The organism is Pectobacterium sp. PL64 (assembly GCF_022477975.1).
Classification (GTDB): domain Bacteria; phylum Pseudomonadota; class Gammaproteobacteria; order Enterobacterales; family Enterobacteriaceae; genus Pectobacterium; species Pectobacterium jejuense.
This window is the reverse complement of sequence record NZ_CP092070.1, coordinates 3,809,209-3,830,543: the sequence shown is the minus strand read 5'-3', so window position 1 is coordinate 3,830,543 and position 21,335 is coordinate 3,809,209. Positions and strand designations below refer to the sequence as shown.

Here is a 21,335-nt window from a genome sequence, read left to right as displayed (position 1 = left end):
AAGCATCAATACCGTGCTTTGGGGCAGTATTTCATCTGCGATAAATAATAAGGAAAAATAGAAAAATGACGGACAGGCATTCAAACGAGACCGGGGTATCACCACAACACGACCTGCCGATGCGGGATGAATCGCTTACGGCAATCAACAAATGGTTTGATACGCAGGAGCAAAGGGCCGGGCTTGATGAGATTGTATCGCGAACAACGTTGCAGGCTGGCATCCATGATGATTTGATACTGGATTATGCTCCAGGGCGTACGTCGATATCCTCTGAAGCGAAGCCGGATGCCGATGGGGTGTCGCCCGGCAGTCGCAAAGGTGCGCTGAGCGTCGCGCAAATACAGGAAAGTATCGTTCCTGTGCTGGCTCAGGCTATCGCGCAGCGTGTTGAGAAACTGGCAGATACGGCGCTGATTGACTACCAGTTTTGCTTCCGTGCCGTATCTTCCCGGCAACGGAAGGCCGCCTGTTGGTTACGCTGTTTACGTTCACCAACGAGGTGAAAAAACAGCGGCTACTTGAGTCTATCCACGCCTATACCGATCGACACCTGACGCATGGCGATGCGCCGACGGAGCCGCTGCAAACGTTCTTTCTGGTTCGTCACCTGTTCGATGCGCATCTCTTTCCTGCGATGGATATCGACAACGTCATCACTCTGCTTGAGCTGATTCAGCAGCGAAACGCAGGAGGTGCGGAGTTGTCGGAACATCGACGCACCATTACCCGTGAGTTAAAAGCGTGGGTGGATCAGCACTTTTTGTTGCGCTATTGCGACGTGTCCAAACCCGAGTATTTTTTTGAACCAGATAAGTATACCCTCAATCCCGGTATCGCACTGGAGTTACAGGGTTCACAAGCGCTTCATCCCGTTGAATTAGTGCTCTATGCGGCCGTTATGATTCTGCGCTATGAACCTTCTTATAGTAAGTCCCAGGCTTTGGAATATCTGGATATCGCGAAGCAGTTGGGCTATCCGCGTGCGGTAAGCATGATGGAAGAGGGAAGCGGCACGTTTGAGCACGCGCTGATTAACCTGAAGAACGAATTGGTGGAGTGCGTGGCGAATGATGTGTTCTCGACCATCACCGTTCGTATTCGCAAGGAAAGCGCCGAAGCGTATGAGCAGGCGCTGCGCTTCATTACGCGCTTACTGACGCTTGGTTTCCCAAAGAGCTACAAGATTGTCCTGAAATCGTCGGTGCGGCAGTACCTTCCCATCAAGGGTCTGGCAAAATCAGATACCCATCGTTTTTTTGCTAACGCGTTGCAGTATGCATCGAACTATCCGCTTCTTGAGGATTATGCGCGTACTGCGATTGAAGAATTTGAGTGGTACGCCGATTCGGAAGGCGAAAAGTGCTGTATGCCGGGAAGTTATGCGGTATTCGGGCTGGGCCTGACTGAGGCGGGATACTTCCCACTCGTTAAAGATTACATGGAAAGTGTGGATGATGAGCATCAATCGCTACAGGATGCCTTCATTCGTGCGTTTTTCGATAAGCATGGCGTGACGACACAGAACGTGGCGACGCTGGTTGCCTGTCTGAGCCATGCGACAGAAAGCCTAAAGTTGAATATGTTGCCTGCGTTAGAGGATGACGCGCTGTTCGAACAACTGGTCGAAGAAGTGCGGATGCGGGAACCCGCCGTGATAGAACATATTCTGTATCTCATCTGGGGCAATACCAAGAAACTTGCCGCACTGGTGAAAAAATCGGAAGCGAAGCGCGGCGCGCTACTGACGTCGCTCATTCAGGCTTCGGCCTAATCGTAAACGTAATGAAGACAATGATCGGAGTGAGGCCGAAGGTGCCTCACTCTGCTAAGGAACGTGCTTATGACCGCTATTCTGCTGCTGGACTCGCGTGCCGATGAGATCGGCTCTGTCTTAAATCATAGTGCGCCGGAGCTTGAGCTGGTGCTCTCGAACGGTACGGCAGAGCAAGCGGCGGGCTGCCCGATTTGGCTGGGCGAACCTGATACCGCAGCGGCACTGCTGGCTCAGGGAGCGAAACCGACGTGGCTACAGTCGACTTGGGCGGGGTTCAAGCCGCTGCTGGCCGATGGGTTACCGCGTGATTACCGTCTGAGTCGCGCCGTTGGCGTGTTTGGGCAGCCGATAGCCGAGTATGTGATTGCTTATATGCTCAGGCATGAGCTGCGCCTGGGGGAACGGCAAGCCAGTCAGGAAGAGCGGCGCTGGGATCATCGCTTACCGGGATCGCTGGCGGATAAAAACGTGCTGATTGTCGGTGCGGGAGAGATCGGCTGTGAGGTTGCAGGCTTCCTACGGCCTTTTGGCGTTGAGCTATACGGTATTGTCAGTACGCCAAGACAGCGGCCTGATTTTAAACGGATCATGAGCTTAGCGGAGTTACCTGCTGCGGTACCGAAGGCCGACTATGTCATCAATCTCCTTCCCGATACGTCGGCAACCACCGATATCTATGATGCCCGTCTATTTGCCGCCATGAAGTCTTCGGCGCTGTTCATTAATGTCGGGCGCGGTAGCGCCGTAGTGGATGATGATTTGCGGGCGGCGCTGTGTGGTGGACAGATTGCGGGTGCGGTGCTGGATGTCTTCAGGCAAGAGCCGCTACCGTACAGCCATCCGTTTTGGAACACACCGAATCTGACGTTGACGGCGCACATTGCCGGACCAATGGTGCCGGGACTGATGGGGCGATTATTTCTGGATAATCTCGCTCGCTTTCATGCTGATAATACGCTGCGTGGCGAGGTGGATTTTAATCGAGAGTATTGAATAATTATTGAATGAATTATAAATGAGCGAATTAATTATACTTAATAATAATTTCAATTTGCTCATTTAAAAAAAATTCATTTTAAATATTTTTGTAAGATTTTATTGAGATTATCCGGCGTGTCGGTGTAATACTACGTCCGCTTAACATTCAGTATTTGTTAATTATTAAATAATAAGTCTGCTTTCTATTTGAGAATACTCAAAGATAAGGAAATATTGGGATGAAATACCATCGTTTAAATGTATATCTTGCGGCTGCCGGATTGGCATTCTGCATGAGTTCAGCGATTGCTGAAACCAGCGTTTCTGTCGAAGTGAAGGATATTGGGAAACTGCAAAAGAAAGGCACGGTTTCTGTATTTGATGCTCCTAACAGTATACAGGCGCATGCTGCAAGTAATTATAAATTCCACAAAGCGGAAAATGAGGGCGTTGTCGTTATTACTCCCAATGCTCCCACTGCGCAGGCTGATGCAAAAAGCGCGCAAAAAAAACCGTTATCCAGCACTCAACCTCTTGCTAATAACGCTGCATTTACCCCTTTGTGTCCAACCCTTGCCGTAAATTCAATTTATACGCTGGATGGGCTGCAAAGTGGAGGCAGCGCCTGTTATCACTTTGAAATCACTCAGCGTGCTAAAACAACCGCGTTCGTCGTAGGCATGAGTCCTGAAACCGATATTGCACTTAGCTTGATGCGCGATGATGGCCAGAATAATGTGACGGCAATTAATTATTCAAATCAAGCAGGGAATGCTGATGAAGCTACGTTGGATTTAACGCCACCGGGGCACTACTATTGGTTTATGGAAGCCAATACCGCAGATGGTTCCGCTTTTAACTTTGGTGCTATCGTTAATACAAATGTTGATGACTATGAGCTGAATGATATCCCTTCATTGGCTTATCCTTTATCTGATAATTTGAAAGAGGTTGAAGCTAACTCTGATAGTGATTCTGATGTAGATTACTACAAATTTATCGCACTACGCGGCCAGCATGTTTTGCTTCGTCTTGATGGCATTACTAGTGGGACGAATAATAATTGGTTACTTGCGTACTCGACTAACGGTGGGAATTCTTGGGTAACCAGTTCTACGGGACAGGAAAATACGATCGTTCCCTCCCAGCCAAATGAAAAAATTCTGGTAAGAGTTTTACCAAATCCATCAGCGTTGCCGACAGTATCTCAGAAATATAAGTTGTCTGTAGGCTCAAAAATTGCTGGATTCACTTCTTCTGTTAAAGGAGAGGATACGGTTCTACGTATTCCAAATGCGGCTCCGACAGCTTATGGTTTCATGACTACGCAAGCCTATCGCGATGTTACCTGGAACGTTCGTATTACCGATTCAACTGGAACTGGTATTCCAAATATTATTGCGCTTTTTTACCTCGACCAACGAGAAAATAACGGTAATTTGGAGTTTAGTCCGAGTAACGGTCATGGGGCAATAACTGATGCCAACGGAGTTGCATCGGGAACCGTGAAATTGGATGCCTGTCAGGCTGATTACACCACGGAGTTCCAAGACTATAGTCAGGGTTATATCAATACGTGGAGAACAACTTATGATGTTGGTGCATGGAAGATCACAGTCCCTTATCAGTATGATGTTGGTGTAGGTGGTAACAACTCTAAGTACGTCACATTTGGGCACATCTGCAAGCAAACCTTGTTGAAAAGCGTAAGATCCTGATACGCATAAGCCAATGAAATACCAGGCCGCCTTATCCTCGGGCGGTCTGGTTGTTGAGGTGGGCTCATGGCTTTGCCTCCACAGCGTTGGGGCTGGTTAAAACTGGACGGTAAAGTTTTCAGCGAAAGGGGCTCTCACTCGAAGTTGATTGTACATAATGCTAAGTTTCGAGCTGCTTACTGACTAAATGGTTATTAAATTCAATTCATTACATTTTATTTGGCAGGGTTTAATTCGCTGTGAATTCAGCACAATTTTCTTGCTGAAGTAAAAGATAATAAATTCGATTCTCTGCGGGAATAGCTCAGTTGGTAGAGCACGACCTTGCCAGGGGCGCGAGTCCGAGTCTCGTTTTTCTCTCCAATTGCGGGAGCGGTGCTGTGTGTCTTCAGACAAGAGCCGTTACCGTACAGCCATCAGTTCTGGAAAACACCGAACCTGACGTTGACAGTACATATCGCCGAACCGATGGGGCAATTATTTCTGAATAATTTCGTTCGTTTCCATACTGATAATATCCTGCGTAGTGAGATAGATTTTAGTCATGGACACCATATTACTATTAGCATTCAATTAATTATTTAAAAAACAATATCACTCTCTTTATATTCTAAAGAATTCTGAAAAATAGCCGTTAAGACTATATTAGGGGGTAATTCTGCCTAATTTAGAAAGTTCCAAATCTTGCATTCAGGAAAAATCACCTTATTCGGATTACTCAACGATAAGATAATCTTGAGACAACCTATCACGTTACATCGGCGGTTGGTGGATAGTTTTAATCAAATTCTTGGCAGTTCTGATGCTCACTACGCATACATTCTACTACGTAGTCAGCATATTTTAGTGTGTACTGGTGTCCCAGCTCAGGAAGATGTTGGTGTAGAAGGAAAAAGCGCTACTCATATCACATTTGAGCACATTTGCAGGGAAACCTTATTGCACAGCGTTAAATCATGGCACACAGGAGCAAATGGTATTATGAATAGCATTTCTACGTTTGGATCGTATGCAGTTGCAGATTCGGGGCAAAGTCCTCGAACGATGAATAGCCAGACTGAACAATATGCCGCGAAGAGTAAAGCTGTGTTAACTGGGGAAACCATTGAGCGTCAGGTTGTAGAGATAAGCCAAGAAGCCCTTGCTAAATTTCAGGAATACACTGCAAAGCAGAAGGTCGGCGATACGGCATCTGAGCAGCTAAGAACTGTTGAAGGTGCGAGAGTTGGGCAGCCAGGTTATATAAGTGAGGAAGATCAAACTAGGCTAATGGAGGCAATGCTTGCGTCCAGTCTGGACGAATACTTAGGAGTATTGGATGAGGTCTCGGGTAATCTTTCCTCAGTAACGAAGCAAATTGATCAGGCTTATTCGTCTTTTCTGGATCAACTTGCTGAAGACCACCCTGACTTAAAGGACGCATTTTTTGGATTTAGTGTGAATAAAGATGGGACGCTTTCTGTGACGCAGTCAGGAGATCTGAATAGAGAACAAGTTAATCGTTTGGAGAAGGTATTGAATGACTCTGATGAATTAGTCGCCTTGGCCAACGATTTGGCGGATGCTCAGATTGCGGTATTTAATACAATTCGTGGGGCCAATCCCGAAAAGACGCTTAATCGAGATAATTATGCCCAAACCATCGATATGGGGATTGATCTCCTAACAAGGCATCTCGCACGTTCCGCTCCTCGTGATGGTTCTGCTTCGGAGATCCACCAACGGAACTGGGATAGCAACTGGTATAACCAATTATAAGTAAGAACATAAGATTCCCCAGGCAGTAAACGACGTAACGCGAAACCTCTTAACGCCTAAGTGGTTTAGTCGTGGAGGCGGGCTTATAGCTTTGCCTCCACAGCGTTGGGGCTGGTTAAAACGGGACGGTAAGGTTTTCAGTGAAAAGGGCTTGCCACGTTAAGTTGATTGGTACATAATGCTGACCGTCGAATCATTTTGTTAGTAAATAGTGATTAAATTCATTAAGTTACATGAGATTTGACAGGGTTTGATAAATTTTGGTTTCGGCACGGTTTTTTGCTGAAAGTAAAAGATAATAAATCCGATTCTCTGCGGGAATAGCTCAGTTGGTAGAGCACGACCTTGCCAAGGTCGGGGTCGCGAGTTCGAGTCTCGTTTCCCGCTCCAAAATTCTTCATCTCTAACTCTCTTCTTTACTCTGATTTCTGGCTCTTATCGCCGCATAACATCCTTATTCTGCATCAATCCTATTTTCAATTTGTGGTAAAACTGTCCATCGTCGTTCTGTCGTAATAGCAACTTTTTCCACTCATGGAATAACATAGTCGCTACGTTGCAATACGCCGTGATAGTTATTGCTGGCATATTGACTCCGCCGATCCGGATATACTCACGTTTATTCTCGACAAAAGGATTTGCCATGTCCGCCCATGCCCCATCGTTAAAGTTTTATCTGACTATTGGCTTGCTTCAGGGGCTGCTCCTTGTCGCGGCGCTTGAAATGAAAGAGGGCGCTCTTCAGGGAATGCTCATAACGATGGCGGTGGTTGGCGGCATTAGTCTGCAATTGCTGGAACGCACTCTCTTGGTGAAAAAGACGTGGCTGTTGGCTGGCGTGCTGACCGCGCTGATGACCGCCATCAGCGGCTGGATCCTCTTCGAAAATGGACTATTCCGGTTGCTGGATTCCTGGGTGCTGTGTGGCATCCTCCTCGGTTATATCTGCTGTACTTTCATTTGCAGTTGGCCAGACCGTGAAGGGCGATGGCCGTCCTACGATGCACTCTGTAAACACGCCTGGATCAATATTTTTACTGTGCTGTTGGCCTGGCTACTCGTTCTGGTCGTTGTGTTGCTGCTCGTGCTGTGCGGCATGCTGTTCAACATGTTGGGATTCCGGCAGGTAAGTAAAGTATTCAGTCATTACCGATTCTATATGCTGCTTTTGCCGGTGGTGTTTTCTCTCGGCATATATATCGGAATGACCAAAGAAGCCGTAATCGGGTTGCTGCGCGGGATTCTGCTATCGGCTTGTCGTTTCCTGCTGCCGTTTAGTGCACTGATTACAGTGGTTTTCACCTTAACGCTGCCTTTTAGCGGCCTGGAGCCGATATGGAATACCGGCCGTTCCACCGTCATTCTGTTATGCCTGATGGGTGTAAACCTCTTTTTGATTAACTGCACATCTCAGGATGATAACGAAGGCCGCGCTTACCCGGTGGTTTTACGCGGGTTGGTTAGCGCCAGTGTGATGTGTCTGCCGATTTTGGTTGGGTTAGCAGGCTATTCCAGCTGGCTGCGCATAGAACAGTATGGCCTGACGCCTTTCCGTTTTCAGTCGATCTTCGTCGTGGCGATCGCGATGCTTTATAGCCTGGCGATGGTATGGGCCGTCATCCGCCGCTCTGGCGTTTGGTTGGGGAATTTACGCACGAGCAATCCGCTGCTCGCGGCTGTCACCTGCGTTCTGATGGTATTGCTGCATACGCCGTTGTTAAACCCAGAAGCGTTTAGTGCGAGAAATCAGGTTCAGCGTCTGCTTAGTGGGAAAACGCCGGTCGATGAATTTGACCTGTGGGCGCTGCGCGATGAGTTAGGGACGGCGGGCAGGCAGCAGTTTACCTGGTTGGCTGAAGAATTGAAGCAAGACCGTATACTGGATGAGACAGGGCGTCAGGCACTACGCGATCGGCTGCAAGGGCACCCTGCGAAAGTACTCCCTGTTCAGGTCGAATGGGTGGGGCCATTGGAAGACGGGGTCGAAAGCATGCTGCAGGGCGATAACCTGGGTAATCAGTGCAGGGAAATTGCTTGCCTGCTCTTTGCGATTGATTTGACCGGCGATGGTCATAACGAAGTGCTCGTTTTTCCCAGAGTGGGCTGGGGGAATGGTGGGAAGATCCTCGCCCGTGATGAACAGGGACAGTGGCAGATTGCGGCCAGTATGTTTGGCGCGATAGGGACGGAAAAACTGGTCGCGCTGGTGAAGGACGGCAAGGTTGAAGCCGTTGCCCCACGCTTCAAGACGGTCAGGATCGGTGACCAGAATATGGAGATCACGTATCCCTGATTTCACGCTACGTTAGGTATTACTTATTGATTCGATAAAGACAACAGATTGGTGATAACGATCACGTTTCTGTACTTTAGCCGCATGCGAAAACACATGAGGATAAAGTGATGTCAGTAATCAATACCCAAGTTAAACCATTCAAAAACATGGCTTTCAAAGACGGCCAATTCATTGAAGTGACTGAGAAGAACATCGAAGGCAAATGGAGCGTGTTCTTCTTCTATCCGGCTGACTTTACGTTTGTCTGCCCGACCGAACTGGGTGATGTCGCTGACCACTACGACGAATTCCAACAGCGTGGCGTGGAAATCTACTCTGTTTCCACCGACACCCACTTCACGCACAAAGCGTGGCACAGCAGCTCTGAAACCATTGGCAAAATCAAATACACCATGATCGGTGACCCAACTGGCCAACTGACGCGTAACTTTGAAAACATGCGCGAAGCAGAAGGTCTGGCTGACCGCGGTACGTTCATCGTTGACCCACAGGGCATCATCCAGGCGGTAGAAATCACGGCTGAAGGCATTGGCCGCGATGCCTCTGACCTGCTGCGTAAAGTGAAAGCGGCGCAGTACGTGGCTTCTCACCCAGGCGAAGTGTGCCCAGCCAAGTGGAAAGAAGGCGAGGCTACACTGGCTCCGTCTCTGGATCTGGTTGGCAAAATCTAAGCTAACACTTCGGAAAACATAGCTGTGGAAAACATGGCTATTTTTGTCGGGTGCATTGCACCCGATTTTTCTGGCCCGGCTTTTTGGGGCCAGCACCCCGCGCGATTCTGCTTTTGTACCACCTTGCCTAATTAAGGACGACCAATGCTCGACAATACGATGAAAGTCCAGTTGAAAGCCTATCTGGAAAAATTAACCAAACCTGTTGAGTTGATTGCGACTCTGGATGACTCCGCCAAATCTGCTGAAGTCAGAACCCTGCTGGCTGAGATTGCTGAGCTGTCCGATCGGGTAAGTTTTATTGAAAAGAATGATCTGGCAGTACGTAAGCCGTCATTCCTGATTACCAATCCAGATTCCCAAAGCGGCCCGCGTTTTGCCGGTGCGCCAATGGGACACGAATTTACCTCCCTGATTCTGGCGTTATTGCAGGTGGGCGGTCATCCGTCGAAAGAAGCGAAAGAATTACTCGATCAAATCCGCCATCTTGACGGTTCGTTCCACTTTGAAACGTATTACTCGCTGTCCTGCCACAACTGCCCAGACGTGGTGCAGGCATTGAATTTAATGGCGGTGCTGAATCCGAATATCACCCATACCGCGATTGATGGCGGTGTGTTTCAGGATGAGATTCAAAGCCGTAATGTCATGGGCGTTCCCACCATTTTCCTGAATGGCGAGCACTTCAGCCAGGGTCGGACGAGCCTGGCTGAGATTGTGACTAAAATCGATACTGGCGCGGGCGCTAAACAGGTTGAGAAGCTGAACCAACGCGACGTCTATGATGTGTTAATCATCGGTAGCGGCCCGGCGGGCGCAGCAGCGGCGGTCTATTCGGCGCGTAAAGGCATCCGCACCGGGTTGGTTGGTGAGCGCTTTGGCGGTCAGGTACTGGATACCGTCGATATCGAAAACTACATTTCCGTGCCGAAAACGGAAGGGGCCAAACTGGCGACGGCGCTGAAGAGCCATGTTGATGACTACGATGTTGACGTGATCGATGCGCAGAGTGCAGAAGCCTTAATTCCTGGTGGCGAACCGGGTAAACCGCATCAGGTGATTACCGTATCCGGTGCGACACTGAAAGCGCGTAGCGTGATCATTGCGACCGGCGCGCGCTGGAGAAACATGAATGTCCCCGGTGAAGATCAGTACCGTACACGCGGCGTAACATACTGTCCGCACTGTGATGGCCCGCTGTTTAAAGGCAAGCACGTTGCGGTGATTGGCGGCGGAAACTCTGGTGTGGAAGCGGCTATCGATCTGGCAGGCGTAGTGAAACATGTCACGCTGCTTGAGTTTGCACCGGAACTGAAAGCGGATTCGGTATTGCAGGAGAAAGTACGTAGCCTGCCGAACGTTGACATCATTCTGAATGCGCAAACTACTGAAGTGAAAGGTGATGGACAGAAGGTGACGGGGTTGAGCTATAAAGATCGTCTTACTGATTCAGTGCACGATTTAGCGCTGGAAGGCATCTTCGTACAAATTGGCCTGCTGCCTAACACCCACTGGCTGGAAGGTACGGTAGCCAGAAACCGCATCGGTGAAATTGAGATTGATGCTAAGTGCGAAACCAGCGTGAAAGGGGTCTTTGCTGCCGGCGACTGTACGACGGTGCCGTACAAGCAGATCATTATCGCGACGGGTGAAGGCGCAAAAGCATCCTTGAGCGCCTTTGATTATCTGATCAGAACCCGCGCATAACATCAGCTTGTGGGGAAGGAGGATGTTGCCGTCCCGCTTCTCTGACGACGATCTTAACGTTCCGCGCGGCGATGCCTCATGAAGAGGTGTCGCCGCGTTTTTGCTTTTGATCGTAGAATTTTTCTTTCGATCGTAAAAATTAGATCTCAGCCCTTGCTAAAGGACAATAAGAAATTCATAATGCTCGCCGCTTTGTGCTGTTGCCCGTTTTTTACTGTCTACACGGCATCATATTTCGAGCGCAAGCGTTACCTTAATCCACATCATCTTTTATCAGTTAATACAAAAAATCATATTCTTCTTAACAGACTTATCCACAGGCTGTTTGTTGGTTATTTATTAATCATGCCATGTTATTCATAAAATACTGTAGAGTATCTTATTGATATCTATTCATAAATCTTACTTGTAAAACGTTATAACTATCGCTTGTACTTTTTGTGACAGTTGATTGGCAACGGTTTTTTTTATTTATTCACAGCGCGTGCGACAAACTGATGACAATAGTTTGAGCGGCTCACGCATCACGCGGTAATCCTTTCTCTACTGCACGAATAAGTCGTTTTTTCTGTGTGGATTGGACGTCAATTTCCAGCAATGCACGACGTTCCAACTGCTGATGAACTGCCCAGTGGATATGTTCATCCAACAGTTCGCTTTCACCCAGACGGGCTTGCAGCGCCAGCACGATACTATCCTGATAGGGGGCATTCCCCAGTGCGACGGCAATATTGCGTAGCCAGCGGAGATGGCCGATGCGCCGGATCGGTGACCCTTCCGTAATACGTAGAAATTTCTCTTCATTCCAGCCGAATAGCGCCAGCAGCTCTGGCGTATGCAGCGCGGCACGCGGGCTGAAATCCGCCTCGTCGGTAAGCTGTGAAAACCGATTCCACGGGCAAATCAGCTGACAGTCATCGCAGCCATAGATGCGATTACCCATTAGCGGACGAAATTCTTCAGGAATCGGACCTTCCAATTCGATAGTCAGATAGGAAATGCAGCGACGGGCATCCACGGTATAAGGTGCGACAATCGCGCCGGTTGGGCAGGTGGTCATGCAGGCGACACAGCGGCCGCACTGTTCTTCCTGTGGGCGATCGACGGGGAGAGGTAAATCGATCAGCAATTCACCGAGAAAGAACCAGGAACCGGCTTCTCTGTTCAGAATTAGTGAGTGTTTACCAACCCAGCCAAGCCCGGCTTTCGCAGCCAGCGGGCGCTCCATGATGGGCGCGGAATCGACAAAGGGGCGAAAATTCAATTCACCGCAGTATTCCTGAATCTGGTCGCCGAGTTTTTTCAGGCGCTGGCGTAATAGCTTGTGGTAATCACGGCCGAGTGCATAGCGGCTAACGTAGCCGAGTTCTGGGTTTTTTAAGGTACTGGCGAATGCGGCTTTGGCAGGCAGGTAATTCATACGTACACTGATGACGCGCAGTGTGCCGGGCAGCAATTCATGCGGACGCGCTCGTAACATGCCGTGGCGCGCCATCCAGTCCATTTCCCCGTGGTATTGCTTATCCAGCCAATCCTGAAGCCGAGGTTCTTCTGCGGACAAATCAGTGTCGCAAATGCCGACCTGCTGGAACCCTAATGCCTGTCCCCATTGTTTGATGTGTTGCGCTAATTCGTTGAGATCGTAGGGGTATGACATGATGGGGCCACAGAAATAAACAAGACGTGCTGATGTTACCATATTCGCGCCGCAGAGCCGATGCCTGCTGAGACGTGCGGAATGCTGGCGGTCGTTTAGGTTGCTTGCTAATTTTAAGTCATTGTAATGAAAAAATTGTAATGAAAACCAAGAGCACATGATGACGTGTCATGACCGGAAGCGAGAGGATGAGTTGCCTGATTCGGTGTTTTACGCCGAATGGGTGCGGCGTGAAGAAGCCAGAGCCGCCAGCGAGTCGGGGCTTTCGCTGTGGGAACTCATGCAGCGTGCGGGAGAAGCCGCATTTCAGGTGGCTCGCCAATGCTATCCCTCAGCTCGACGTTGGCGGGTGCTGGCTGGACACGGCAATAACGGCGGTGATGGATATGTGGTCGCCAGCCTGGCGCTGGCGGCAGGTATGGAGGTCGATGTTGTTGCCTGTACCAGCGATAAGCCGCTGCCCGACGAGGCTTATCTTGCCCGCCAACGCTGGCTGGAGCAGGGCGGCCGTATCCAAGAGGTTAGTGCGCAGGATGGTGATACGCCGTGGCCGGACGGGATCGATCTCATTGTGGATGGTCTACTGGGAACCGGTCTTTCTGCTGCACCGCGTGCGCCTTATGCCGCGTTAATGATGCAGGCGAATGCCTATCCGGCTCCCATTGTTTCACTGGATATTCCCTCTGGCTTACATGCTGAAACCGGCGCCTGTGCGGGCGTTGCGATTTGTGCGGTGCAGACGGTGACGTTTATCGCGCTGAAACCGGGACTACTGACCGGCCGCGCCCGTGAGCACGTCGGAACATTACATTATCATTCGTTAGGATTGCAGGCGTGGCTGGACGATCAAACCGCGCCGATACGGCGGCTGACCGCGGCGCAACTTCCCGAGTGGTTGACGCCTCGTTCAGCCGGACAGCATAAAGGTGATAACGGTAGACTGCTGGTGGTAGGCGGCAACGTCGGCTTAGGCGGCGCGGTATTGATGGCTGCGGATGCGGCGTTACACAGCGGTGCAGGATTGGTGCGAGTACTTACTCACAAGCAGTATCAATCGGCGTTTCTAACGGCTCGGCCTGAGCTGATGGTGCAAGAACTGACGACAGAGACGCTTCGACAGGGGCTGGAATGGGCGGATGTCGTGGTGATTGGTCCCGGTTTAGGGCAGGATGAATGGGGCAAAAGCGCGCTGCGTCTGGCAGAAAATTGTAACAAACCCATGTTATGGGATGCGGATGCGCTTAACCTGCTGGCAATCAACCCGCATAAGCGGCAGAATCGCGTGCTGACACCTCACCCCGGTGAGGCAGCACGTTTACTGAATTGCCGCGTTTCTGATATTGAAAGTGATCGCTTACTTGCGGCCACAAAGTTGGTAAAACGCTATGGCGGTGTTGTCGTATTGAAAGGTGCGGGAACGGTGATTGCCAGCGAGCGAGACGAGGTTGCTATTGCTGATGTGGGAAACCCCGGCATGGCGACAGGCGGCATGGGTGATGTGCTGTCAGGTATCGTTGGTGGTTTGCTGGCGCAAAAGCTCTCGCTGTATGATGCTGCCTGTGCAGGGTGTGTTGTTCACGGCGCGGCGGCCGATTGGCTGGCAGCGCGACGCGGCACTCGAGGTATGCTGGCAACCGATTTACTGCCTGTGTTGTTCCGATATGTTAATCCCGAGCGGGTGTTTCTAGAGCCGATGCTTTCAGAACCTATGTTTTTAGAACAATAGATAGAATGAAAAAAATAGTCTTACTTCTGCCGGATGAGGCAGCAACGATTGCTTTAGGTACGGCGCTGGCGAAAGCCTGTGACGGTGCTTGTGTTATCCACCTTTATGGCGACCTCGGTGCGGGAAAAACGACGTTTAGTCGCGGTTTCCTACAGGCGCGCGGTCATCAGGGCAATGTTAAAAGCCCCACTTATACGCTGGTCGAGCCCTATGCGTTATCGCCGCTTGCTGTCTATCACTTTGATCTCTATCGACTGGCCGACCCGGAAGAGTTGGAGTTTATGGGGATCCGTGATTATTTGACGCAGGATGCCATTTGTCTGATTGAATGGCCGCAGCAGGGCGCTGGCGTACTGCCCGATGCCGATATCGAACTGCATTTGCGCTATCAGGATCAGGGCCGACAGGCTGAGCTGTCCGCTGTCTCTGCGGCGGGAGACGCGATGTTGCAACGTTTTTCTCTTCAGCCAGGAACAACCGAATCATGATGAGTCGTATGGTTAAGCTGTTCATCGGCGTATGGCTGTTGCTGGCAAGTTCGGCGTGGGCGGCTAATCTGTCTGATATCAAGGTGGATAATGCGTCAGGTCAGGCCACGGTGCGCCTGAGCTTTAGCGGTCAGCCGATTTATGCTTTTTTCCCGCTCAGTAACCCCGCCAGAGTGGTCATCGATATTCGTCAGACTGGCGTCATTCAGGGGCTGCCGTTGGATTTCAGCGGGCAAAATCTGATTAAGCGTGTGCGAACCAGCAACGCGCAGGACGCACAAAGCCTGCGTTTGGTGCTGGATTTAACTCAGGCGGCTAAAACGCGGGCGGTGACGCAAAAAGAAGGATCGGGTTACGCTGTTGTTTTCACCATCACGGGTGATAAAGCCAAAACGGTGCAAGCCTCTGCGCCTCCTGCTTCACGTCAGCAAAATAGCGCGCCGGCAGAACCGGCCAACAATCCGTTTACCAACAAGCCGTTTACCAACAAACCGACAGTTGCCGTCAATACCAGTTCGTCATCTACCCGTGCGCCAGCCCGACAGGGGAATGAACGCGTCGTTGTGGCGATTGATGCTGGGCACGGTGGGCAGGATCCAGGGGCGATTGGCACGAACGGTCTGCGGGAGAAAAATGTCACGATTTCTATCGCGCGTAAGCTACAAATTTTTTACTGAATAACGATCCGGCCTTTAAAGGTGTGCTGACGCGTGACGGTGACTACTTTATCTCCGTCATGGGGCGTTCGGAAGTTGCGCGTAAGCAGGGGGCGAACCTGTTAGTGTCGATTCACGCGGATGCGGCACCGAATCGCAATGCCAAAGGCGCGTCTGTTTGGGTGCTGTCCAACCGCCGTGCGAACAGTGAAATGGCAAACTGGCTGGAGCAGCATGAGAAGCAGTCCGAACTGTTGGGCGGTGCGGGCGATCTGTTAGCGAACAGCAGTGCCGATCCTTACCTCAGTCAGGCGGTACTGGATCTGCAATTTGGTCACTCTCAGCGGGTGGGGTATGACGTGGCGACCAAGGTGCTGCGTGAGCTCCAGCGTGTCGGTGGGCTGCATAAACGACTGCCTGAGCACGCGAGTTTGGGCGTGTTGCGCTCGCCGGATATTCCTTCTCTACTGGTGGAAACCGGATTTATCACCAATGTCTCGGAAGAGCGGCTGTTGGGGAGTAACGACTATCAGGAAAAACTCGCCAATGCGATTTATCAGGGGCTGAGAAGTTACTTCCAAACTCACCCGATTCAATCCCTCCCAAAGCAGGAAAGCCGCCCACTACAGTCGGCGGCAAGTGATAGAGCAACGTCGGGCGGTAACGTAACTGCGGCAAAAGCGAGTGCGGGCAGCACGCGTCATACCGTCGCGCGTGGCGAAACGCTCTCTTCGATTGCCAGGCGCTATGGCGTCAGTCTCTCGGCTATGCGTGACGTGAATAAGCTGAACAAGGACATCGTCTGGGTTGGGCAGCGCTTGAATATTCCGGCGACAGGAACGAAGCAGACGGCATCGACACCTGCGCCCAAAAAGGCCACGCCGGTTAAGCATAAGGTCGTAAAGGGTGATAGCCTGAGTGCGATTGCTGCCCGTTACGGTGTCAGCATGAAAGAAATCCAACAGGCGAATAATATGCGCTCCGGCACGGTACAGCTGGGGCAAACGCTGGTTATTCCGTCTGCCTGATTCTTCATGCTGACGGTGTCGATAGATTGAGGATAGTAAGAGGGATACGCCATGCCGATTCAGGTGTTGCCACCGCAACTGGCTAACCAGATCGCTGCCGGAGAAGTGGTTGAGCGTCCGGCTTCGGTCGTGAAGGAGCTGGTGGAAAACAGTCTGGATGCAGGCGCGACCCGGATTGATATCGACATAGAACGCGGCGGCGCGAAACTGATCCGTATTCGTGACAATGGTTCGGGTATTGGAAAGGATGAATTAACGTTGGCGCTGGCGCGTCATGCGACCAGCAAAATTGCGACGCTCGACGATCTGGAAGCCATCGTTAGTATGGGGTTTCGCGGCGAAGCGCTGGCAAGTATCAGTTCCGTCTCTCGTCTCACCCTGACATCGCGCACCGCCGAACAATCCGAAGCCTGGCAGGCTTATGCCGAAGGGCGCGACATGGCGGTGACGGTCAAACCCGCCGCTCATCCTGTAGGCACCACGCTGGAAGTGCTGGACCTGTTTTATAACACGCCCGCTCGCCGTAAATTTATGCGCACCGAAAAAACCGAATTCACCCATATTGATGAGGTGGTGCGCCGCATCGCGCTGGCGCGTTTCGATGTCGCTATTACGCTGCATCATAACGGTAAGCTGATGCGGCAGTATCGTGCTGCGCCAGATAAAAGCCAGTATGAACGCCGGTTGGGCAGCATCTGTGGTGCGACGTTCCTGCAACATGCGTTGGCAGTGTCATGGCAACACGGCGATCTCACCATTCATGGCTGGGTGGCCGATCCGGTTGGGGCTAAACAATTACCGGATATGCAGTATTGCTACGTGAACCAGCGCATGATGCGCGATCGGCTGATTAATCATGCTATCCGGCAGGCTTATCAGGATCAGCTTAGCGACGAGCAGCAGCCCGCCTATGTGCTGTATCTGGAGATCGACCCGCATCAGGTGGATGTGAATGTGCATCCTGCCAAGCATGAGGTGCGTTTCCATCAGGCGCGTCTGGTACATGACTTTATCTATCAGGCGGTGATGTCCGTTCTGCAACAGGCATCCTCACCGGCGCTTGGCATGACAGAGCCGGAGACCGGGAAACCCGTGCGATGGCAGCAGGAAAACCGCACCGCCGCAGGTGAAAACCATTTTGCCCAGCCGTCACGTAGCGATAGTTCGCCGTCGTATGGTGGGAAAACGCCGCGCGCGGGTCATTCCGGTCAGGCGAGAGAATCTGCTTATTCCGGCTATCAGCCAGAGAATCCGTACCAGAAGAAGCAAGGTGATCTGTATAAGGCGCTGCTGCAACCAGCGGATAGTGCAGCAAGTGCACCGCCGTCGTCTGGTGAGCGTATTTCTGTACCGTCGAGTCACGTTATGTCGCCGGATAGGGATGTCCCATCTACGGTATCGCATGACGCACCGCCAACTCGAACCGCGACGGACACCGCAGCCAGCAATAATAAGCAACGTGCGTCGGTTGAACCACCGCTGGAAAGCCAATCGAACGGTTTTGGGCGGGTATTGACGGTTTATCCTCCGTGCTACGCGCTGTTGGAGTACCATAAGGGATTGGCGATGCTGTCGCTTTCCGTGGCTGAACGTTATCTGAAGGCGGTGCAGTTGACGCCGTCGGAAGAAGGGCTGCGGGCGCAGCCGTTGCTGATTCCACAGCGCCTGACGTTGAGTAAATCTGAGCTGAACGTGTTGTCTGCTCATCACGCTTTGCTGGCGCGTTTTGGTATTGATGTCGTGGTTGAGTCACAGCGTGCCACATTGCGTGCCGTACCTTTACCATTGCGCCAACAAAATTTACAAAACTTGATCTCCGAACTGATAGGCTATCTGGCCGACTATCAGACGGTTGAGACACAGCAGGTGGAACCTGGCGAATTGGCATCGTGGATGGCAACGCGATTGCAGAGTGAGCAGGAAAGCTGGAGCCATTCTCAAGCCATACAATTACTGGCGGATGTCGAGCGGCTTTGTCCGCAGTTGGCGAAAACGCCGCCGTCTAAACTTTTATCTGTGATGGACATCCAGGATGCCATCAAGGCTTTAAAGCATGAGTGATGTAGAAAACGCGTCGTTGCCGCCTGCCATTTTTATCATGGGGCCGACGGCGTCAGGAAAAACGGCATTGGCAATGGCGTTACGAGAATATTTGCCGGTAGAGTTGATTAGCGTAGATTCCGCCCTCATCTATAAAGATATGGATATTGGGACGGCGAAACCGAGTGTGGAAGAGCTGGCACTGGCCCCGCATCGATTAATCGATATTCTCGATCCAACAGAATCCTATTCTGCGGCGGACTTTCGCCGTGATGCGTTACGTGAGATGGCGGACATCACCGCTGCCGGGCGCATTCCCCTGTTAGTCGGGGGGACGATGCTGTATTTCAAGGCGCTGCTGGAGGGACTTTCTCCTCTGCCGTCAGCCGACCCTGCCGTGCGCCAACGCATTGAAGAGCAGGCAAAAGAAATCGGCTGGGAAGCGATGCATCGGCAGCTCAGTGAGATCGATCCGGTAGCAGCAATTCGGATTCATCCAAATGATCCGCAGAGACTCTCGCGAGCACTGGAAGTTTTTTTCGTTTCAGGTAACACTTTAACTGAACTGACAAAAACGTCTGGCGACGCGCTGCCCTATCAGGTTCATCAGTTTGCTATCGCTCCGGCGACGCGTGAATTGTTGCATGAGCGGATTGAACAGCGTTTTCATCAGATGTTGGTGGCAGGTTTTGAGACAGAAGCCCGGACATTGTTTGCCCGGCATGACCTTCATACGGATATGCCCTCTATTCGTTGCGTTGGTTATCGCCAGATGTGGTCATATTTATCCGGTGAAATTGATTACGATGAGATGGTTTATCGGGGAATTTGTGCGACGCGTCAGTTAGCGAAGCGGCAAATGACCTGGCTGCGCGGTTGGGATGATGTCTGCTGGCTGGATAGCGAAAAACCGACTGAAGCACTGGACAAGGTGATACAGGTTGTTAGTGCATAGGTTGAGTGATTGTGTACAATCGGTGAGTCTCAGCGTGCAAGTTTTTTTACACCGTTATTTTAGAGCCGTAGGGTTCTTTGTTACAAACAACATACAAATAAGGAAAATATAGAATGGCTAAGGGGCAATCTTTGCAAGATCCGTTCTTGAACGCTTTGCGTCGTGAACGTGTTCCGGTTTCGATTTATTTGGTGAACGGTATTAAGTTGCAAGGTCAGATCGAATCTTTCGATCAGTTCGTGATTTTGTTGAAAAACACGGTAAGTCAGATGGTTTATAAGCACGCCATCTCTACAGTTGTTCCTTCTCGCCCAGTCTCTCACCATAGCAACAATCCAGGCGGCAGCAACAACTATCACGGTAGTAACACGACTGCTCAGCAGCAGTCGCAGGAAGCTGATGACGCCGAATAAGGCGTATTGTCAATTCACCACGGCGTGGGAGAGCTGGACGCATCGCTCGGCTCCTTCGCTGTGGTGTTTTTTGCTCGTTTGAGAGGTTACTCGCTTGTTTGACCGTTATGAATCAGGTGAACGGGCCATATTAGTTCATATTTTCTTTTCGCAAGATAGAGATACAGAAGATCTGCTGGAGTTTGAATCTCTGGTTTCTTCTGCCGGAATTGAATCCTTGCAGGTTGTTACTGGCAGCCGTAAGGCGCCTCACCCCAAGTATTTTGTCGGGGAAGGCAAAGCTGAAGAAATTGCTCAGGTAGTAAAAGAAACGGGCGCGTTTGTCGTGCTCTTTGATCATGCGCTGACGCCTGCTCAGGAACGTAATCTGGAGCGTTTGTGCGAGTGCCGGGTGATCGATCGTACCGGACTGATTTTAGATATTTTTGCCCAGCGTGCGCGTACGCACGAGGGGAAATTACAGGTAGAACTGGCACAGCTGCGCCACCTTGCGACCCGATTGGTTCGCGGTTGGACGCACCTTGAACGTCAGAAAGGCGGTATCGGTTTGCGTGGCCCGGGTGAAACCCAGCTTGAAACCGACCGTCGTTTATTGCGTAACCGTATCATGCAGATACTGTCGCGTCTTGAACGGGTAGAAAAACAGCGTGAACAAGGGCGCCGGTCGCGGGTTCGTGCCGATGTCCCCACCGTTTCGCTGGTGGGCTATACCAACGCGGGTAAATCCACGCTGTTTAACAAGATTACATCGGCGGGCGTCTATGCCGCCGATCAGTTATTTGCCACACTGGATCCAACATTGCGCCGCATTCAAGTGGATGATGTTGGTGATACGGTGCTGGCGGATACCGTAGGTTTTATCCGGCAGTTGCCCCATGATTTGGTGGCTGCGTTTAAGGCTACATTACAGGAAACACGTCAGGCCTCGCTGCTGCTGCACGTAGTTGATGCCGCCGATCCTCGTCTTGACGAGAATATTGAAGCGGTTAATGACGTATTGGCGGAAATTGAGGCAGACGAAATACCTGCGCTGTTGGTAATGAACAAGATTGATATGCTGGATGATTTCGTTCCGCGTATCGATCGCAACGAAGAGAATCTACCGGTACGGGTCTGGCTTTCAGCACAGACCGGCGACGGTATTCCGTTGCTATTTCAGGCATTGACTGAGCGGCTTTCCGGGGAAATCGCACAACATACCTTGCATCTTCCCCCGCAGGCAGGACGCTTGCGTAGTCGTTTTTACCAGCTTCAGGCAATAGAAAAAGAATGGATTGAAGAGGATGGGCAAATTGGTTTGGTTATTCGTATGCCGATTGCTGACTGGCGCCGCCTCTGCAAAAAAGAGCAGGAACTGATGGACTATATTGTCTGATTTGACTGGCATAAACAGTCTGAACGGTGAAATAGTCTGACGGACTCTGGGATATTGAACCTGAAGAACACCTATCATAAAGAATGGAGCTA

16 protein-coding genes, 1 tRNA gene and 1 pseudogene are annotated in these 21,335 nt (G+C 50.9%); 17 read left to right on the top strand and 1 reads right to left on the bottom strand.

The window, feature by feature from the left end; genetic code table 11:
- Positions 1 to 65 precede the first annotated feature (65 nt).
- The 10 genes from HP572_RS17110 (at position 66) to ahpF (ending at position 10,905) form a co-directional block, all read left to right on the top strand.
- Positions 66 to 506, top strand: a complete 441-nt coding sequence (locus HP572_RS17110; RefSeq protein ID WP_240583833.1) for a DUF6138 family protein — start codon at positions 66 to 68, stop codon at positions 504 to 506.
- A complete protein-coding gene (locus tag HP572_RS17105; protein ID WP_240583832.1) occupies positions 473 to 1,774 on the top strand; it encodes a DUF6138 family protein in 1,302 nt (433 codons plus the stop codon). The genes HP572_RS17110 and HP572_RS17105 overlap by 34 nt, the downstream gene beginning before the upstream one ends.
- Before the next feature lie 69 nt (positions 1,775 to 1,843).
- Entirely contained in the window at positions 1,844 to 2,770 is a 927-nt protein-coding gene (locus HP572_RS17100) for a D-2-hydroxyacid dehydrogenase (protein WP_240583831.1), read from the top strand.
- Between the two features lie 224 nt (positions 2,771 to 2,994).
- The gene (locus HP572_RS17095) at positions 2,995 to 4,473 is read left to right on the top strand and encodes a hypothetical protein (protein ID WP_240583830.1); all 1,479 of its coding nucleotides are present in this window, start codon (positions 2,995 to 2,997) and stop codon (positions 4,471 to 4,473) included.
- Between the two features lie 375 nt (positions 4,474 to 4,848).
- On the top strand, positions 4,849 to 5,058 hold the full coding sequence (locus HP572_RS17090) for a hypothetical protein (RefSeq protein ID WP_371745337.1): 210 nt from the start codon (positions 4,849 to 4,851) through the stop codon (positions 5,056 to 5,058).
- Between the two features lie 183 nt (positions 5,059 to 5,241).
- Positions 5,242 to 6,231, top strand: coding sequence for a hypothetical protein (locus HP572_RS17085; RefSeq protein ID WP_205554965.1), 990 nt, complete (start codon positions 5,242 to 5,244; stop codon positions 6,229 to 6,231).
- A gap of 314 nt (positions 6,232 to 6,545) precedes the next feature.
- Positions 6,546 to 6,621 (top strand) — tRNA-Gly (locus HP572_RS17080).
- A gap of 253 nt (positions 6,622 to 6,874) precedes the next feature.
- Positions 6,875 to 8,524, top strand: coding sequence for a DUF4153 domain-containing protein (locus tag HP572_RS17075; protein WP_240583829.1), 1,650 nt, complete (start codon positions 6,875 to 6,877; stop codon positions 8,522 to 8,524).
- Positions 8,525 to 8,634: 110 nt separating this feature from the next.
- A complete protein-coding gene (ahpC, locus tag HP572_RS17070) occupies positions 8,635 to 9,198 on the top strand; it encodes an alkyl hydroperoxide reductase subunit C (RefSeq protein WP_039278061.1) in 564 nt (187 codons plus the stop codon).
- Between the two features lie 144 nt (positions 9,199 to 9,342).
- Positions 9,343 to 10,905, top strand: a complete 1,563-nt coding sequence (gene ahpF, locus HP572_RS17065) for an alkyl hydroperoxide reductase subunit F (protein WP_240583828.1) — start codon at positions 9,343 to 9,345, stop codon at positions 10,903 to 10,905.
- A 517-nt stretch (positions 10,906 to 11,422) separates the two neighbouring features.
- Here ahpF and queG read toward each other — a convergent pair.
- Positions 11,423 to 12,562, bottom strand: coding sequence for a tRNA epoxyqueuosine(34) reductase QueG (gene queG / locus HP572_RS17060; RefSeq protein ID WP_205554962.1), 1,140 nt, complete (start codon positions 12,560 to 12,562; stop codon positions 11,423 to 11,425).
- A gap of 157 nt (positions 12,563 to 12,719) precedes the next feature.
- On the opposite strand from queG, the gene nnr reads away from it, so the two are divergent.
- From nnr to hflX, 7 genes and pseudogenes are all read left to right on the top strand, one after another.
- Positions 12,720 to 14,288, top strand: a complete 1,569-nt coding sequence (nnr, locus tag HP572_RS17055) for a bifunctional ADP-dependent NAD(P)H-hydrate dehydratase/NAD(P)H-hydrate epimerase (RefSeq protein ID WP_240583827.1) — start codon at positions 12,720 to 12,722, stop codon at positions 14,286 to 14,288.
- 5 nt (positions 14,289 to 14,293) lie between these two features.
- Positions 14,294 to 14,776 carry a tRNA (adenosine(37)-N6)-threonylcarbamoyltransferase complex ATPase subunit type 1 TsaE gene (tsaE, locus tag HP572_RS17050; protein WP_205554960.1) on the top strand — a complete coding sequence of 161 codons (483 nt, stop codon included), beginning with the start codon at positions 14,294 to 14,296 and terminating at the stop codon, positions 14,774 to 14,776.
- Positions 14,773 to 16,460 (top strand): annotated as a pseudogene (gene amiB, locus HP572_RS17045) (N-acetylmuramoyl-L-alanine amidase AmiB). Before tsaE ends, amiB begins: the two are co-directional and overlap by 4 nt.
- 51 nt (positions 16,461 to 16,511) lie before the next feature.
- Entirely contained in the window at positions 16,512 to 18,521 is a 2,010-nt protein-coding gene (mutL, locus tag HP572_RS17040) for a DNA mismatch repair endonuclease MutL (protein ID WP_240583826.1), read from the top strand.
- Positions 18,514 to 19,455 carry a tRNA (adenosine(37)-N6)-dimethylallyltransferase MiaA gene (gene miaA, locus HP572_RS17035; protein ID WP_240583825.1) on the top strand — a complete coding sequence of 314 codons (942 nt, stop codon included), beginning with the start codon at positions 18,514 to 18,516 and terminating at the stop codon, positions 19,453 to 19,455. The genes mutL and miaA overlap by 8 nt, the downstream gene beginning before the upstream one ends.
- Before the next feature lie 113 nt (positions 19,456 to 19,568).
- A complete protein-coding gene (hfq, locus tag HP572_RS17030; RefSeq protein WP_010285823.1) occupies positions 19,569 to 19,868 on the top strand; it encodes an RNA chaperone Hfq in 300 nt (99 codons plus the stop codon).
- A gap of 94 nt (positions 19,869 to 19,962) precedes the next feature.
- Positions 19,963 to 21,243: a ribosome rescue GTPase HflX gene (gene hflX, locus HP572_RS17025; protein ID WP_240583824.1), complete on the top strand. Its 1,281-nt coding sequence runs from the start codon at positions 19,963 to 19,965 to the stop codon at positions 21,241 to 21,243.
- The last annotated feature ends 92 nt before the right edge of the window (positions 21,244 to 21,335 follow it).